This window comes from Allobosea sp. 05T438 (genome assembly GCF_056396025.1).
Window position 1 is genome coordinate 189,106 of the sequence record NZ_JBFTKQ010000006.1, and the last position, 15,318, is coordinate 204,423.

Annotated in this window: 14 protein-coding genes; 13 read left to right on the forward strand and 1 reads right to left on the reverse strand. The window is 68.4% G+C overall.

Features of this window, described 5'->3' with window-relative positions:
- Positions 1 to 64 precede the first annotated feature (64 nt).
- From AC1DIN_RS15080 to AC1DIN_RS15100, 5 genes are read left to right on the forward strand one after another with little or no spacing between them, the layout of a single operon-like run.
- Positions 65 to 1,561, forward strand: coding sequence for a M17 family peptidase N-terminal domain-containing protein (locus AC1DIN_RS15080; RefSeq protein ID WP_476810353.1), 1,497 nt, complete (start codon positions 65 to 67; stop codon positions 1,559 to 1,561).
- Complete coding sequence (locus AC1DIN_RS15085; protein ID WP_441470992.1) at positions 1,558 to 2,067, forward strand: DUF1269 domain-containing protein; 510 nt, start codon at positions 1,558 to 1,560, stop codon at positions 2,065 to 2,067. The genes AC1DIN_RS15080 and AC1DIN_RS15085 overlap by 4 nt, the downstream gene beginning before the upstream one ends.
- Positions 2,064 to 3,794, forward strand: a complete 1,731-nt coding sequence (locus AC1DIN_RS15090; protein ID WP_476810354.1) for a hypothetical protein — start codon at positions 2,064 to 2,066, stop codon at positions 3,792 to 3,794. The genes AC1DIN_RS15085 and AC1DIN_RS15090 overlap by 4 nt, the downstream gene beginning before the upstream one ends.
- A 31-nt stretch (positions 3,795 to 3,825) precedes the next feature.
- On the forward strand, positions 3,826 to 4,899 hold the full coding sequence (locus AC1DIN_RS15095; protein ID WP_476810355.1) for a patatin-like phospholipase family protein: 1,074 nt from the start codon (positions 3,826 to 3,828) through the stop codon (positions 4,897 to 4,899).
- A gap of 60 nt (positions 4,900 to 4,959) precedes the next feature.
- Positions 4,960 to 6,018 (forward strand): AI-2E family transporter, encoded by a 1,059-nt coding sequence (locus AC1DIN_RS15100; RefSeq protein ID WP_476765339.1) that lies wholly within the window; start codon positions 4,960 to 4,962, stop codon positions 6,016 to 6,018.
- On the opposite strand, the gene AC1DIN_RS15105 is transcribed toward AC1DIN_RS15100, so the two are convergent.
- Positions 6,008 to 7,747 carry a metallophosphoesterase family protein gene (locus tag AC1DIN_RS15105; protein WP_476810425.1) on the reverse strand — a complete coding sequence of 580 codons (1,740 nt, stop codon included), beginning with the start codon at positions 7,745 to 7,747 and terminating at the stop codon, positions 6,008 to 6,010. The two genes, AC1DIN_RS15100 and AC1DIN_RS15105, sit on opposite strands and share 11 nt — an antisense overlap.
- A gap of 237 nt (positions 7,748 to 7,984) precedes the next feature.
- On the opposite strand from AC1DIN_RS15105, the gene AC1DIN_RS15110 reads away from it, so the two are divergent.
- The 8 genes from AC1DIN_RS15110 to AC1DIN_RS15145 are packed head-to-tail and all read left to right on the forward strand — an operon-like array spanning position 7,985 to position 15,306.
- Positions 7,985 to 8,494 carry a Na+/H+ antiporter subunit E gene (locus tag AC1DIN_RS15110; protein ID WP_476810356.1) on the forward strand — a complete coding sequence of 170 codons (510 nt, stop codon included), beginning with the start codon at positions 7,985 to 7,987 and terminating at the stop codon, positions 8,492 to 8,494.
- Entirely contained in the window at positions 8,487 to 8,774 is a 288-nt protein-coding gene (locus tag AC1DIN_RS15115; protein WP_476810357.1) for a monovalent cation/H+ antiporter complex subunit F, read from the forward strand. Before AC1DIN_RS15110 ends, AC1DIN_RS15115 begins: the two co-directional genes overlap by 8 nt.
- A complete protein-coding gene (locus tag AC1DIN_RS15120; protein WP_476810358.1) occupies positions 8,771 to 9,064 on the forward strand; it encodes a cation:proton antiporter in 294 nt (97 codons plus the stop codon). Before AC1DIN_RS15115 ends, AC1DIN_RS15120 begins: the two co-directional genes overlap by 4 nt.
- Positions 9,061 to 9,993: a hydrogenase subunit MbhD domain-containing protein gene (locus AC1DIN_RS15125; protein WP_476810359.1), complete on the forward strand. Its 933-nt coding sequence runs from the start codon at positions 9,061 to 9,063 to the stop codon at positions 9,991 to 9,993. Before AC1DIN_RS15120 ends, AC1DIN_RS15125 begins: the two co-directional genes overlap by 4 nt.
- Positions 9,990 to 10,334, forward strand: coding sequence for an NADH-quinone oxidoreductase subunit K (locus AC1DIN_RS15130; protein ID WP_476810360.1), 345 nt, complete (start codon positions 9,990 to 9,992; stop codon positions 10,332 to 10,334). Before AC1DIN_RS15125 ends, AC1DIN_RS15130 begins: the two co-directional genes overlap by 4 nt.
- Positions 10,331 to 11,854, forward strand: coding sequence for a complex I subunit 5 family protein (locus AC1DIN_RS15135; protein WP_476810361.1), 1,524 nt, complete (start codon positions 10,331 to 10,333; stop codon positions 11,852 to 11,854). Before AC1DIN_RS15130 ends, AC1DIN_RS15135 begins: the two co-directional genes overlap by 4 nt.
- Entirely contained in the window at positions 11,851 to 13,482 is a 1,632-nt protein-coding gene (locus tag AC1DIN_RS15140; protein WP_476810362.1) for a complex I subunit 5 family protein, read from the forward strand. Before AC1DIN_RS15135 ends, AC1DIN_RS15140 begins: the two co-directional genes overlap by 4 nt.
- Before the next feature lie 24 nt (positions 13,483 to 13,506).
- Positions 13,507 to 15,306, forward strand: coding sequence for an SLC13 family permease (locus tag AC1DIN_RS15145; RefSeq protein WP_476810363.1), 1,800 nt, complete (start codon positions 13,507 to 13,509; stop codon positions 15,304 to 15,306).
- Positions 15,307 to 15,318: the final 12 nt, after the last annotated feature.

Below are 15,318 nucleotides of genomic sequence, written 5' to 3' on the forward strand. Positions count from 1 at the left end.
TACCAAGCCCGAGCGTTTCGGGGTCTGGCCGACAGACCTGACGTTTCCCTGGCAGAGGACATCGATGGAGATCATTCCGGCAGTGGGAGAAGCAGAGAAACTCGGGACCGACCTGCTCGTCCTGGGTGTCTTTCGCGATGGCCCGCTGACAGGGTCGGCGCGGGCTGTGAACGATCGCTGCGCGGGCCGGCTCGCCGGCCTCCTCGACCAGGCTGATCTCGGGGAGGCGGTCGGTGCGACGTGCATGATCGGGCGCCTGCCCGGCATCGCCGCAAAGCGTCTGCTCCTGGTCGGTCTCGGGCGGGCGGAAACCTTTTCGGACAAGGCTTATCGCCAGGCACTTTCCGTCGTGGCCAAAGCCCTCAATGACGACCCCGCGGCGGAGGTGGTCGTGACACTGGCGGAGAATGAAGTTCCGCGCCGGACTCTCAGCTGGCGGATGCAGCAGGCCGGGCGGGCTCTCGCCGATGGCCGTTATGATTTTGGCCTTCCCGACGGCTCCGTTCGGGAAGAGCGGCGCAATATCGTGCTGCTCGTACCGCAGGCCTTGACCTCCGAACTCGTCCGGGCTCTGCAGCAAGGGGTGGCGATCGGGGAGGGGGTCTCCTTCGCCAAGGAACTCGGAAACCTGCCGCCCGATTTATGCACGCCGGCCTTCATCGCGCAGACAGTGGAGGCGATGGCGAGCCAGTTCGGCTTCGGAGTCCAGGTGCTGGGTCGGCACGACTTCGAAGAACATGGATTGGCCGCCTTTCTGGCGGGCGAGGAGGTTGCGGCCGGCGCCTGCAAGCTGATGGTCATCAAAAGCGATCGACGCATGGCAGCGGGCCGCCCCATCGTCCTGATCGGCGACGGCATCGCGGCTTTCGAGGCGCTTCCTGAACATGAGCAGCATCTGCACCGGGCCCCGATCCGCGACATGCGCGGCATCGGCGGTGTTTTGGGTGCGATGCGCGCCGTCGAGCGTCTCGGCCTCGCCTTGAATGTCGTGGGCCTGATCGTGACCAGCCAGGGCGAGTTTCCCCATGGCACCGGGCGACAGACAGCCATGTCGGCGGCTGGCCACGGGCATTTCCCACCGGAGGCGTCGCTGTTGGGGGACGTGCTCGGCTATGCCGCGCATTTCTCGCCGAGTTGCGTCATCGACGTCGCCGCGCTGACGCGCGCCTGCGTCCTCGCATTGGGCAGCCACACCAGTGGCCTGTTCGCCAATGATCAGGCGCTGGCTTCGGAATTGGTGAAGTGCGGCGGAAATTCCGGAGACCGCGTCTGGCAGCTCCCCTTGTGGGACGACGATCCGGCGTCCTCTCCGGGCGGAGAGGCAGATCTGGCCGATGGCCCGCCCGATGCGATCGCCGCGGCGTCGAACCTGGCGCGATTCGCCACCGCCTATCCCTGGGCGCATCTGGACATTTCCGGCACGGCCTCGACCGCCGGCCGCACGCGCCGGGCGACCGGGCGCCCGGTCCCGTTGCTGGCCGAATTCCTCATCGGCCGGGCGCGGACGGTGCCGGGCCAGCCGATCTTTACCCCCCGCCCCAAAACGGAGCTGCACTCATGAGCGATCTCGTCTTCATCGCCTTTCCGACCGAACAGAAGGCCGAGGAGGTCCGCCAGAAGGTCCTCTCGCTTCAGCGCGAATACCTGATCGAGCTCGGCGACGCCGTCGTCGTCGTCAAGGACGAAAAAGGCCACGTCAAACTCAACCAGATGATCAACCTGACCGCCACGGGGGCGGCTTCCGGGGCACTCTGGGGCACGCTGATCGGCTTCATCTTCCTGTCGCCGCTGCTCGGCACCGCGATCGGCGCTGCCTCGGGCGCGCTGGGCGGCAAGTTCAGCGACATCGGCATCAACGACCAGTTCATGAAAGATGCCGCCTCGGCTCTGCAGCCGAACACTGCGGGCCTCTTCCTGCTCATCCGCAAGATGACGACGGACAAGGTCCTGGCCGATCTCAAGGGAGCCGGCGGCACGTTGATCAGCACCTCCTTCGACGAGACGAAGGAGGCCCAGCTGCGCGAAGCCCTTTCCGCCGCCGCGGACACGCAAGCGGCGGCGACGTGACCCTGGACTGGAGCCTGGGGGCGGAGGCCGCCGTCTGGGCGGAATCGACCGCGCGGCTCGACAATTTCCGGCCTCTGCTTCCTGCGGAGGAGGAGATCGTCGCCAGGCTCCAGTCCGGCAATTTCGACAGGCTGGGGGACGGCGTCCTGCCCACGGAGCCGGACCCGGCTCGGCTGGTGCGCGCCGCCTTCCTGCGTTTCCTGATCCTGGGCGGAGAGGTCGGCTGCCGGCCACATGAGAAGGGCGTGCTCCTCCGGGGCGCCTGGATCTCGGAGGTGCTCGATCTCGAAGCCTGCCGCGTGTTCCGCGATATCGGCCTGAACGACTGCCATTTCGAGGCGACGCCGATCCTGCGCGCGGCGATCATCAACCGGCTGTTCCTTGACGGCTCGCGGCTGCCAGGGCTTCAGGCGGAGCGGCTCGAAGCGCGCGGGGGGGTCTATCTGCGTGGTGCGGAGGTCGAGGGTGCGGTCAACCTCGACCAGGCCCGCCTCGGCGGGAATCTCCAATGCGATGGCGCAACGATCCGCAACCGTGGAGACTACGCCTTGCTGGGCCGAAGCCTGGAGGCGCGCAACGTGCTCCTGCGCGGCACGACGCTGCGCGGCGGCATCAACCTGTCCGGCGCCGTCCTGGCCGCCGATCTCGATGCCGCAGGGGCGACCATTCCGGCTTTCGAACGGATGGCGCTCGATGCGAGCGAGATCGCCTGCCATGGCAGCGTCGTCCTGCGGAACACCCGCGTGACCGGTGAGGTGCGGCTGACCGGCTCGGCCATCACCGGCGATCTCGACTGCTCCGGCACCGTCGTCGAAAATGCGGGGCAGACTGCGATCGAGGCGAGCCGTGTCGCGGTCAAGGGCGCCTTCTTCCTGCGGCGCGACGCGCGGCTGGATGGCACGCTCGCGCTCACCGGCGCCTCGATCGGCACGATCCATGACGAGGCGGCCTGCTGGCCGAAGCCCGGCGACCTGCTCCTCAACCGCTGCCGCTACGGCGCCTTCATCGACGGCCCCGTCGATGCCGAGAGCCGCGTGGACTGGCTGGCGCGCCAGACACCCGAGCGCTGGGGCGAGGATTTCTGGCCGCAGCCCTATGAGCAGCTCGCCTCCGTCTTTCGCGAGATGGGGCACGGCGAGGATGCCAGCTCCGTGCTCGTCATCAAGGAGCGGCTGCAGCGCAGGGCGCGGCGGGCACGGACGGAGAACCCGATATGGCGGGCGGTTCTCTTCGTCGCCGACGGCATTCTCGGGATCACGCTCGGCTATGGCCGCAGGCCGCTTTTCGCCCTCGTCTGGCTCGTCTTCTTCTGGCTCGCGGGCGTCGCGATCTTTGCCTATGCCGAGCGCCAGGGCGCCGTGATGCCCAACAGCGCCGTCGTACTGCGTGCGCCGGAATGGACCTTGTGCGGCATCGAGCAGAGCGAGCAGAGGCCGCTTGTCGCCAGCGGGATGTCGCAAGGGCTGGCGGCGGCTGGCCAGAACCAGCTCGCCTGCTTCCGGCAGCGCTGGGAGGCTTCGAGCTACCCCGCCTTCAGCCCCTGGATGTATTCGCTCGACACGCTGCTGCCCGTGCTGGACATGGGCCAGCGCAGCTTCTGGCGGCCGAATCCGACCAAGCCCGGGGGGCGGGTCGCGATCAACTATTTCTATTTCCAGTCGGTCGTCGGCTGGGCCTTGAGCCTGCTTGCGGTCGCGGGTTTCTCAGGGCTGGTGAAGTCGTCGTGACGCGGCCGGTTCTGCCAACAAGGGTGATGTCGTGAGCAAGGCACCTTCCACTTCCAGCCGCACAGGCGATGAGCGCGAGAGCGCCCCATCGCGCGAGCCGCTCAACATCGATCTCGCCCTGCAGGGCGGCGGCGCGCATGGCGCCTATACCTGGGGCGTGCTGAACCGGATCCTCGAGGAGGACTGGCTGACGATCGAGGCGATCTCGGGCACCTCGGCCGGCGCCATGAACGCGGCGGTCCTCGCCTCCGGCTATGTCAAAGGTGGGCGGGACGGGGCACGCGAGGCGCTGAACGAATTCTGGCGGAAGGTCTCAGAAGCCGCGCGCTTCAGCCCGTTCCAGCGCTCGCCGCTCGACGTGCTGCTTGGCCGCTGGACGCTCGACAGCTCGCCGCTCTTCGTGGCGATGGACATGATGTCCCGCGTCGTCTCGCCCTACAGCCTCAACCCGATGGGCACGAACCCGCTGAGCGACATCCTCGCCGAGGTGATCGACTTCGACGCCATAGCGAAAAGCCCGATCAAGCTGTTCATCAGCGCGACGAACGTCCGGACCGGCCGCAACCGCGTCTTCCGCAATGCCGAGGTCACGCCCGAGGTGCTGCTCGCCTCAGCCTGCCTGCCGACGCTGTTCCAGGCGGTCGAGATCGACKGCGAGAGTTATTGGGACGGCGGATATTCCGGAAATCCGACCATGACCCCGCTGATCGAGGAGAGCAACGCGAGCGACACGATCCTCGTCCAGATCAACCCGGTCGAGCGGCCGGGCACGCCGCGCACGGCGCGCGACATCCTGAACCGCCTCAACGAAGTCTCCTTCAACGCGGTGCTGCTGAAGGAGCTGCGCATGATGGCGCTCCTGCAGCGCGAGGCGGTGCCTGGCTCGGGTGAGGGCGCCCGCTGGGCGCGCATGCGCATCCACCGCATCGCCAGCGACGCGATGACCGAGCTCGGCTACTCTTCCAAGCTCAATGCCGAATGGGAATTCCTGACGATGCTGCATGACGAGGGCAGGCGCTCGGCCGAGATGTTCTACCGGGCGAATCGCGATGAGATCGGAAAGCGTTCGACGCTCGATCTCGCCGAGTTCACCAAGGGGGTTTGACGGGTGACTTCAAGATCGAGCGTAGCCGGCAAAGCTTCGGATGCAGAATTGGGCGGGCCTATGACGAGTGGCGGTATTTATCAGGCGGCGCAGGTCGTCGTTGCGACGATCCTGGTCGTCGCGGCGCTGTCGATCGCGAGTTCGGTCTTCGCCCCGGTCGCCTTCGCGCTGTTCATCATCGCATTGGTCTGGCCTCTTCAGAAGACGCTTCAGGGCTTTCTGCCGCGGTTGCTCGCGCTCGCCGTCAGCGTCATCGTGATGACCGTCGCATTCGTTTACATCGGCTCGCTGGTGGTGTCCGCGTTCGGACGCGTCGGGCGCTGGATCGTCAACGACGCCGCCCGCTTCCAGGCCTTCTACGATCAGATCACGCTCTGGCTCGAGGGGCACGGAATCGCGGTGGCGGGAGCATGGTCGGAGGCGTTCAGCGTCGGCTGGATGCTGCGCACCGCGCAGACCGTCACCGGCCGCCTGAACAGCACGATGAGCTTCTGGCTCGTTGTTCTCGTCTACGTCTTTCTCGGGCTGCTGGAGGTCGACGATTTCGGCCGCAAGCTCAAAGGCATGCGCAACCGCGCCGCCGGGGCCTTGCTGCTGCAAGGCAGCATGATGACGGCGGCCAAGATCAGGCGCTACATGCTGGTGCGAACGCTGATGAGCGTGATCACCGGCGTCTTGGTCTGGCTCTTCGCCAGGGCCGTCGGGCTGCAACTGGCCGAGGAATGGGGCTTCATCGCCTTCTCGCTCAACTACATCCCGTTCCTCGGGCCGCTCGTCGCCACCGTTTTCCCGACCCTGTTCGCGATGACGCAGTTCGGCTCCTGGCAGGCGGTGGTCGCGGTCTTCGCCTGCCTCAACCTGATCCAGTTCGTCGTCGGCAGCTATGTCGAGCCGCGCGTCGCCGGCAGCGCGCTCTCGATCTCGCCGGCGACGGTGCTGTTCTCGGTGTTCTTCTGGAGCTATCTCTGGGGTGTGTTCGGCGCCTTCATCGGCGTGCCCATCACCATCGCCTTCCTCACCTTCTGCGCCCTGCATCCGTCGAGCCTGTGGCTGGCCGAAATCTTCGGCTCGCCGCAGAAGGACGAGAAGGTCCCTGAAGGCTCGCCCGTCACGCCCTGACGGCGGGCTGCGCTGGCTCGATCACGATGCGCTGCGGTTCGAGCAGCGCGATCCCTTCGGGCGCCGCCGCCAGCGTGTGGATGTAGAAGCAGGTCGGCTCCGCATTCGTCGCCTCCATGACCGGAGAAGGCGCGGAGACGATCTTCAGCGCCCCGCAGCGCCCGATCCAGTCGATATGGCGGTGGCCGTGCATCGCAACCATGCGGGCGGCGACGGGCCGCAGCAGCCGCAGGAGGCGGCTGCCGTTGATCAGCGCGGTTCCGATGCGCTCCGAGAAGGCTTTTGCCGGTTTCGGATACTCGATCGGATGGTGATGGAGCGCCAGGATCCAGCGCGCCTGCGGGAACTCACGAGCCACTGCGAGGATCGCCTGCATGTCCTCCTCCGCGACGAGGCCAAGCGCATTGGTGAAGGAGAAATGCGCCTCCGCATTCGAGTTCAGCAGGATGACGCCGAGCCCGTCAGGCTCCGCCGGCGCCAGCACCATCGGGAAGGAATCCGCCCAGATTGCTTCGAGTCCCGCCGATCGGCGCAGGCCGCCCGCATCGGCGAAGGCAGCGATCTTCTCGCGATGCGGCTCGAGGGCAGCGGTGAGGCTCTTGGCGAGCCTGGTCCGGCTCTCGGAGAAGACCTGAACGCGCTCGCCCTGCAGGGCTGCCATAGCCGAGAGGGTCCGCATCTGGCGCAGGTGCTTGCCCGGGCTGCCCGGCAGCTCGAGCCGGGCGGGATTGGCGCGATCGACGATGTTGACGTCGTGATTGCCCGGCAGGATCAGGCAGCGCTCGGCGAGGGCGGGATGGCGCGCGATCGCGTCGAGGAATTCACCCCACTCCGCGGAGCGCCCGGCATCGGTCATGTCCCCTGTGATGAGCAGCAGGTCGAGCGGCTCGCTCTCGTGGATCTCCGCCAGCCTGTCGAGCACCTGCAGGAAGCGTTCGTTGCCGCGCGGACCGGCGCGCCCGCTTTCGATCCGGAAGCCATAGCGCTCGCCGACGACATGGACGTCGGAAAGATGGGCGACGCGCCATCGACGCGCTGACGCCGGCACCGTGTCGAAGCCGCCGAGGTCGCGTGGCTGATCCATCAGGCCGTCGGCCATGCCCCAGAGCAGCGACGCCACCGCGAGATAGACCGACATCAGCGCGACGGCATTTGCGAGAGCCGGCACGACGAGCCGCAGCGGGTCGATGAAGTCGGCGAAGCCGCCCGACCAGCGCGTCGCCGGCCAGACCAGGGCGAAGACCGCCCCGGCGACGGCGCAGCCCAGCAAGCCTGCCCCGATCGCGCTGCCTGCTCGCAATCGTGCGCGCTTGTCGGGATCGGTTCCGACGGAACTGAAACTCTCCGCAAGATGCTGCAGTCCTTCGCGGCAGACCGCATAGCCCGGCTGGACCACGAGAGCGTTCAACGACCAGAAGCTCTTCTCCGCGATGCGGAACAGTGGCCGGAAGCCATACCAGCCGACGATTCCGACAAGTGCGAGCAAAACGAGCGAGCCGATCCCGGCCAGCGCCACCACGCGGCCCGATACCGATGCGAACCACGCCGTTACCACCAGCGGAGCCGCGCCCAGCAGGAGGCTCGGCAGCAAGGCGCCGAGAACCCAGGCGAGCGCGAGCTTGGGCAGGCTGATCTCGCCGAGCAGACTGCCGGCGATCGCGATCAGCGAATGCTTCTTGGTGCTGCTGGCATCATCCTCTGCGTCGCCATTGCGCGGCTCGATGATCATGGACACGACAACCCCGCGGAGCAGAGAGCTGTGATTGGCGAAAACCTTGGCCGATTCATGCGATCCCCGGAGCGCGGCACGGAACCTCATCCTGCTCATATCGGGCCGGCCACTGCCAGCAGCGCCGGCGAGAATGGGACGCGGCGCACAGGAGTGAGACGTCGGGCTGATGTTGCCCGTGGAGGCGGAGGCTACCTTGACGGCCCGGCAGGGCACCAACAGAGGCGGGCGGATGGAATGAAGGCGGCGGCCACAGCCGACGACACGCCGCTCTCGGCGCTTTTCACCCGCGGGCTCGGGCTGCTGCTGCTTTGGGTCATCCTGATCGGACCGGCGCTCAAGGATTTGCCCGTCGGGCTCGTCGCCAGCGCAGCGGGGGTCTGGGCCAGTACGGCGCTCTGGCCGGGCGGCGGAAAGCTGTCATGGATGGGCCTCCTCCGTTTCCTGGCCCGTTTCCTGCCGCAATCCGTCTTTGCAGGGCTCGACGTGGCACGGCGCGCCTTTGCCCGCACGCCCGATCTGCAGCCCGGCTTTACGACCTGCCGCTCCACGATCCCCGCCGGCCTGGCGCGTGACTCGGCCTGCGCGGTGATGAGCCTGCAGCCGGGCAAGCTGCCGGTTTTCGCCGAGGCCGACGGAACGCTGCACATCCATTGCCTCGATCTGCGCGAAGCCGTGGCCCGGCAGGTCGCCGACGACGAGGCGGCATTCCGGCGAATCCTCAAGCCGGAGAAGCGCGATGGCTGATTTCCTGACCGCGGCGGCGCTCCTCATCCTGGCGGTGACCGCCGTCGCTCTGTTCCGGGTTCTGCGTTCCGGCATCGTCGCCGAACGCATGATGGCGGTGCAGTTGCTCGGGACAGGCGGAGCGGCGGCCCTCCTGCTGCTGGGGGCTGCTTCCGGATCGGCCGCGACGAGCGATGTCGCGCTGCTGCTCGCACTGTTTGCAGCCTTCTCCTGCGTGGCCTTCGTGCTTGGCGCGGAGGGGCCGGGCGCCGATCGGGATTCGTCGAAGGAGCGGCCGTGACTGGCCTCGCCGACATCGTCACCGTCATTCTGGTGACTGCGGGAGCGCTGCTTTTCCTGGCCGGCACGCTCGGCCTGCTGCGCTTTCCCGATACGCTCAGCCGCTTGCATGCCATCAGCAAGGCCGACAATCTCGGGCTCGGCTTGATCGTGATCGGCCTGCTGCCGCAAGCGACGAGCGTTTCCGGCGGCGTGAAGCTCATCTGCGTCTGGCTGCTCGCGCAGCTTTCGGCCGCGACGGCGAGCCAGCTGCTCGCCCGTGCCGTCCATCGCGACAGAGCCGAGCCATGACGCTCCTGCTCGATCTCGCGCTCGTCGCCTGGCTCCTGGGGCTCACGGCCTATGTTGTCGCGCGGCGGGACGAGCGCAGCGCGATCATCGCCTTCCTGGCCTTCGGTCTCCTGCTCGGGCTGGTTTGGGTGCGGCTCGCGGCGCCGGACGTCGCCCTGACCGAGATCGCCATCGGCGGGGGCGGGACGGGCATCCTGCTGCTGCGAGCGGAGGCTGCGCTCCGCGGCCGTGGCAAGCACGAGGAGCCGATGCGGCGCGCCGGAAAGCTCGCCGTGGCTGCGGGCTGCGCCGCCATCTCCACGGGGCTCGCCTTCGCCGTGCTGACCTTGTCCTCTCCCGCTCCGACGCTGGCGCCGGCGGCTTCGGAGGCGCTGGGAACGACGGGGCTGGGCAACCCCGTCACCGCCGTGCTGCTGGCCTATCGCGCGCTCGACACGCTGCTGGAGAAGGTCGTGGTGCTGCTCGCCCTGATCGGGGTCTCGTCGCTGGCGCCGGACGGCGTCTGGGGCGGTGCGCCCGAGGTGAAGCCCGCCGCCGTTCCGGGGCCGCTGGCCTATCTCGCACGCACCTTGCCGCCCTTCGGCGTCGTGATCGGCGTCTACATGTTCTGGGTCGGGGCTGACGCGCCGGGCGGCACCTTCCAGGCCGGAACGGTGCTCGCCGCGATGTGGCTGCTGGTGATGATGGCGGGGCTCTATCCGCCGCCCGATACGGCACGGCCGCTGCTGCGGCTCGTGCTCACGGGCGGCCCGGCCCTGTTCCTGGCGATCGCCTTTCTCGGTTTCGCCTTTGCAGGCGGCTTCCTCGCTTACCCCGAAGGGCTCGCAAAACCCCTCATCGTGGCGATCGAGGCGGCCCTGACGCTGTCCATCGCAGCCGCGCTCGCCATGCTGGTCGCCGGCCCCGCCCGAAAGGCGCGCGCACGATGACGGCTGCGCTTCAACCCGGCATTCTGTTCGGCCTATGCGGCGCAGCGCTTGTCGGCATCGGGCTCTTCGCCGTCGTGACTCATCCCGGACTGCTGCGGCGGATCATCGGCTGCAACATTCTGGGTGCGGGCATCTTCCTGGTCTTCGGCGCCGTCGCCCGGCGCGGCGCAGGTGCCGGCCTCGAGGCTGATCCAGTGCCGCAGGCGCTGGTGATCACCGGCATCGTCGTGGCCTTTTCGGCGAGCGCGCTGGCCGTCGCACTGCTGAAGCGGCTCTCCGAACTGAACGTGGGGGAGCGTGCAGGCGCCGCGGCAGCGCCCGAGCCGCGGAGCGGAACGTGACGCCGCTCGTCCACGCCACCACGCCGGGCGGCTTCCTGCTGGTCCTGGCCGTGATCCTGCCGGTCTGCGCCGTGCTCGCCATCCTCGCCTGCGGGCCCCGCAGCGCGGCGCGGATCGCGATGACGACCTTTGCGGCCGGGCTCGCCGTTGCCATCGCAATCGCCGTCCAGTTGATGTCGAGCGGGGCTGCGCTGTCCTATGTCGTCGGCGCCTGGCAGCCACCGCTTGGCATCGCGCTGCGGGCCGACGGGCTTTCGGGCGCGATGCTCGCGATGACGGCGCTTGTCATCGTCGCCGTCGGGCTTTTCGCGCGAACCCAGCACAAGCTTCATGAGGGCGCCGAAGACGGGCGCGCGCCGGCGACCTTCTGGCTGATGCTGCTCGCGCTCTGGAGCGCGTTGAACGCCGTCTTCGTCGGCGAGGACCTGTTCAATCTCTATGTCGCGCTGGAGCTGCTGACTTTCGCGGCGGTGCCGCTCGTCTGCCTCGACGGCCGGGCCGAGACCGTCAAGGCCGCGCTGCGCTACCTGCTGTTCGCGTTGATCGGCTCGTTGCTCTATTTGCTCGGGACCGGGCTGATCTACGGCCAGTACGGCACGCTCGACCTGCTCGCGCTGTCGCGCCTCAGCGGGCAGGACCCGGCACTTGCGGCGGCGCTGGCGCTGATGATAGTCGGGCTCCTGGCCAAGGCGGCGCTGTTTCCGCTGCATCTGTGGCTGCCCCCCGCTCATGCCGGGGCGCCGGCGCCGGCGAGCGCCGTGCTCTCGGCGCTGGTGATCAAGGCGCCGATCTTCCTGATCCTGCGGCTGGTGCTCGATGTGGCTCCGCCGCAATCGGCCGCTGTTGCGGGCCAATTGCTGGCCGTCCTCGGCGCGGCCTCGATCCTGTTCTGCAGCGTCATGGCGCTCCGGCAGGCGCGGCTCAAGCTGATGATCGCCTATTCGACCGTCGCGCAGATCGGCTATCTCTTCATCGTCTTTCCACTGGCCGCCGGCAGCCCCGAGCTGCCGCCCTGGGGAACGATCGCCTGGACCGGCGGCGCGCTCCAGCTCATCTCGCACGCGCTGGCGAAGGCGGCGATGTTCCTGGCGGCCGGCGCCATTGCCGAGGCCTTCGGCCACGACCGCATCGCCGATCTGCGCGGCTTCGGCCGGGTGCTGCCGTTCAGCGCAGCTGCGTTCGGACTGGCCGGGCTATCGCTGATGGGCATTCCGCCGAGCGGCGGCTTCGTCGCCAAGATCCTGTTGCTGACGGCAGCTGTGACCGAGGGTTATCCATGGCTGGCCGCGACGATTCTGGCCGGCGGCCTTCTCGCCGGTGGCTATGTCTTCCGCGTGATCGACAAGGCACTGGCCGTCCCCGCCGTTCCCATTGCGCCGCTACGCAAGGTGCCGCGACGGCTCGAACTCGCGGCGCTGGCCCTTGCCGTGGCGGCCGTTCTGCTCGGCTTCGTGCCGCTGCGCCCCTTCGGCTTCCTGCAGATCGGCCGTGACGGCCTCGCCGCGGCGTGGGCGCCATGACCGCCACCAGCCTCCTTCTCGCCTCAGCCCTGCTGGTGCCGCTCCTGCTGGCGGCCTGCTGCCTGTCGCCGTGGTTCCGGGCGAGGGCGTTGGCTGCGCTCGCCGTCGCCCCGCTTCCGGCGCTCGCGGCGGCGATCCTCATACCGGAAGGCCGCTTCGCCATTTTCCCCGCGCCGTTCCGGCTGACACTGGTGCTCGACCAGCCGGGCGCGATCCTGCTTGCAGGAGCGGCGCTGCTCTGGAGCGCGGCCGGCGCCTATGCCGCCTCGCAGATGGCCCGCGACCCGGCAGCACCACGCTTCGCCATCTGGTGGCTGCTGACGCTCGGCGGCAGCCTCGGCCTCTTCCTCGTCGGCGATGTCGTGAACTTCTACCTGCTGTTCACGCTGGCGAGCCTCGCGGCCTATGGCCTGATCATCCATGAGCAGAGCGCCCCCGCGCATCGGGCCGGCGTCATCTATGTGGCGCTGGCACTGCTGGGGGAGGCGTTCCTCCTGATCGCGCTGGTGATGCTGGCGGCTGGCCATCCCGACGCCAACCCGCAGATCCGTGGCGTCGTCGCCGATCTCCAGGCCAATCCGATGCGGGAGGGCATCGTCGCGCTGTTCATCCTCGGTTTCGCGCTGAAGATGGGGCTGGTGCCGCTGCATGTCTGGCTGCCGCTGGCGCACCCGGCGGCGCCGACGCCGGCTTCGGCGGTGCTGAGCGGCGTCGTGGTCAAGGCCGGCGTGATCGGGCTGATCCGCTTCCTGCCCTTCGAGGCGGGAATGCCGCTCCTGGGCACCGTCCTGATCGCGGTCGGCATCGTCACGGCCTATTACGGCGCCATGGTCGGCATCACCCAGCGGCGCGCCAAGACGGTGCTGGCCTATTCCACCGTGAGCCAGATGGGTCTGCTGGCGATGCTGCTGGGCGTCGGCCTCGACACCGCCGACCCGGACGCCACCCATCTCACCGCCTATTACGCCGTTCACCACACGCTGGTGAAGGGCGCGCTCTTCCTCGGCATCGGCATCCTGGCGGCAACCGGCGGGCGACGGCTGAGGCTTGTGCTGCTGCTGACCGCTGTGCTCGCGCTGAGCCTCGGCGGCCTGCCGCTGACCAGCGGCGCGCTGGCCAAGCTCGCGACCAAGCCGATGCTCGGCTATGGCTGGCTCGCCGGCGCGATGACGCTTGCCGCTGCCGGCAGCACCGCACTCATGGTGCATTTCCTGCTGATCGTCCGGCGAGATGCGATCGGCAACCCTGCAGGATCACCGCCGCTCGGGCAGCTCGTGCCCTGGCTCATCGTTCTCGCCGCCTCGCTCATCGTTCCCTGGTCGCTCTATCCTGCGGTGTCCGGCGAAACCGTCGCCAGCCTGCTCCAGCCGGAAGCTCTCTGGAAGGTGACCTGGCCGATGCTGCTCGGCGCGGCGGCGATGCTGTTCGTCGACCGCTTGCCCCGACGCCTGGGCGCGATTCCCGAGGGAGACATCGTCGTCCTCCTGCAAAAGGGCGGGCCGTTCGTTCGCGGCCTCTCGAACCGCATCGGAGAGATCGATGTCCATCTGAGGCGTTGGCCGGCGGCCGGGCTGGGACTGATCGCTCTTGCCATCCTGCTCGGTGGCGCTTTGATGCTCCGGACCTGACGAAGGCCTGCAGGAGACCGCTGCGTGACACCGATCGAAAGCACTGCCGTCGTCACCGTGGCCGCGATCGTATTGTTCACCTGGAACAGGCTGCCGGTCGTCGTGGTCGCGATCGGGGCGGCGCTGGCACTGTGGGCGACCGGCGTGGTGACGCTCGAGCAGGCCTTCGCCGGCTTCGGGGACCGCGCTGCCCTTTTCGTCGCCAGTCTCTTCATCGTCAGCGCGGCCTTGGAGAAGACCGGCGTCACCGCCTGGGCGGGGCAATATCTGATCGCCAAGGCCGGCAGCGATGGCCAGACGCGCCTGCTGATCATCATCATGGTCGCAGCCGGCTGTCTCAGCGCCTTCATCAGTGGCAGCGGGGCGGTCGCAGCCCTCATGCCGGTGGCGGTCATGGCGGCGGTGCGGCTGCGCCAGTCGCCGGCCCAGCTCCTGATGCCGCTCGCCTTCGCCTCCCATGCCGGCTCCAACCTCCTGCTGACCGGGGCGCCCAAGAACATCCTGGTGTCGGAGGCGCTGGAGGATGCCGGCCTGCAGGGCTTCGCCTTTGCCGAATTCGCCTTTGTCGGCCTGCCGCTTCTGGCCGGCACGATCGCGATCATCCTGCTGCTGGGCAAGCGCCTGCTGCCGCAGCAAAGCAGCGCGCGGCTGCCGGCCGATTTCAGCCGGCACGCCCAGACCCTCGTCGAGCATTACGGACTGAGCGACGGCATCTTCCGGCTGCGCGTGCGCTCGACCTCGTCCTATATCGGCGTCGCACCGGGCGATATCGATCTCGGTGCGGATGGGCGGCTCAGCCTGATGGCTGTGCAGGCCGGAGGCACGGCAATGCCGCTGCGGGCGCCGGCGGTTTCGGAGGGCGACTACCTCCTCGTGCGCGGCGATGCCGAGGCCGTTGCGACGCTGGCGGCGGACAAGCACCTCGCACTGCGTGACGATCCTGCTCAAAAAGGATTGTTCAGCCGGCGCTCGGGCCTGGCCGAGGTCGTGATTCCGCCGCGCTCGGCGCTGATCGGCCGCGCTCTCTTTCCGGGCATGGTGACCGACAGCGGCGATCTCGTCGTGCTCGCCGTCCAGCGGGCCGGCGTCGACATTGATCCGGGCGAAACGCTGGCCGCCGGCGACACGCTGCTGCTCGAAGGCAGCTGGGAAGCGCTCGATCTGCATCTCGACGATCCCGACGTGCTCGTCGTCAACTCGCCCGACCTCGTCAGGCGCCAGGCCGTGCCGATGGGCGCCGGCGCCGGGGTAGCGCTTGCGGTGCTGGCCGGCCTCGTCACAATGCTCGCGACGGGCATCCTGCCGCCGGCCGTCGCCGGGCTCCTCGGTGCCGGGGCGCTGATTGGCGCCGGCATCATGAGCGTCGAGCAGGCCTATCGCGCGATCAACTGGACGACGGTGATCCTGATCGCGGCGATGATGCCGCTCTCTACCGCAATGGTGCAGTCGGGTGCGGCCAAGATCGTGGCCGACCATCTCGTGACGCTGACCGGCGGGGCAGGCCCCATCGTCTTTCTCGCCGGCCTCTTCGTGCTGACCGCGAGCCTCGGCCAGGTCATGAGCAACACGGCGACGACGATGCTGGTCATCCCGATCGCCATGGCCGCAGCCGCCGGCATGGGTGTCTCGCCGCGGCCAGTCCTGATGAGCCTGTGCGTCGCCGGCTCCGCCTCGTTCCTGACGCCGATCGCGACCGCGACCAACATGATGGTCATGGGTCCGGGCGGCTACAGCTTCAACAGCTACTGGAAGCTCGGCGCGCCATTGATGCTCTGGTTCTTCGTGATCGCCGTCTTCTACGTCCCGCTGATCTGGCGGTTCTGAAGGGTGGCCTGC

What these genes read in the sequence shown, in the direction of transcription:
- AC1DIN_RS15125 (WP_476810359.1), top strand. Translation starts at nt 9,061, where the DNA reads ATGACGCTCCTGCTCGATCTCGCGCTCGTCGCCTGGCTCCTGGGGCTC.
- AC1DIN_RS15080 (WP_476810353.1), top strand. Translation starts at nt 65, where the DNA reads ATGGAGATCATTCCGGCAGTGGGAGAAGCAGAGAAACTCGGGACCGAC.
- AC1DIN_RS15115 (WP_476810357.1), top strand. Translation starts at nt 8,487, where the DNA reads ATGGCTGATTTCCTGACCGCGGCGGCGCTCCTCATCCTGGCGGTGACC.
- AC1DIN_RS15105 (WP_476810425.1), bottom strand. Translation starts at nt 7,747, where the DNA reads ATGATCATCGAGCCGCGCAATGGCGACGCAGAGGATGATGCCAGCAGC.
- AC1DIN_RS15085 (WP_441470992.1), top strand. Translation starts at nt 1,558, where the DNA reads ATGAGCGATCTCGTCTTCATCGCCTTTCCGACCGAACAGAAGGCCGAG.
- AC1DIN_RS15110 (WP_476810356.1), top strand. Translation starts at nt 7,985, where the DNA reads ATGAAGGCGGCGGCCACAGCCGACGACACGCCGCTCTCGGCGCTTTTC.
- AC1DIN_RS15130 (WP_476810360.1), top strand. Translation starts at nt 9,990, where the DNA reads ATGACGGCTGCGCTTCAACCCGGCATTCTGTTCGGCCTATGCGGCGCA.
- AC1DIN_RS15140 (WP_476810362.1), top strand. Translation starts at nt 11,851, where the DNA reads ATGACCGCCACCAGCCTCCTTCTCGCCTCAGCCCTGCTGGTGCCGCTC.
- AC1DIN_RS15100 (WP_476765339.1), top strand. Translation starts at nt 4,960, where the DNA reads ATGACGAGTGGCGGTATTTATCAGGCGGCGCAGGTCGTCGTTGCGACG.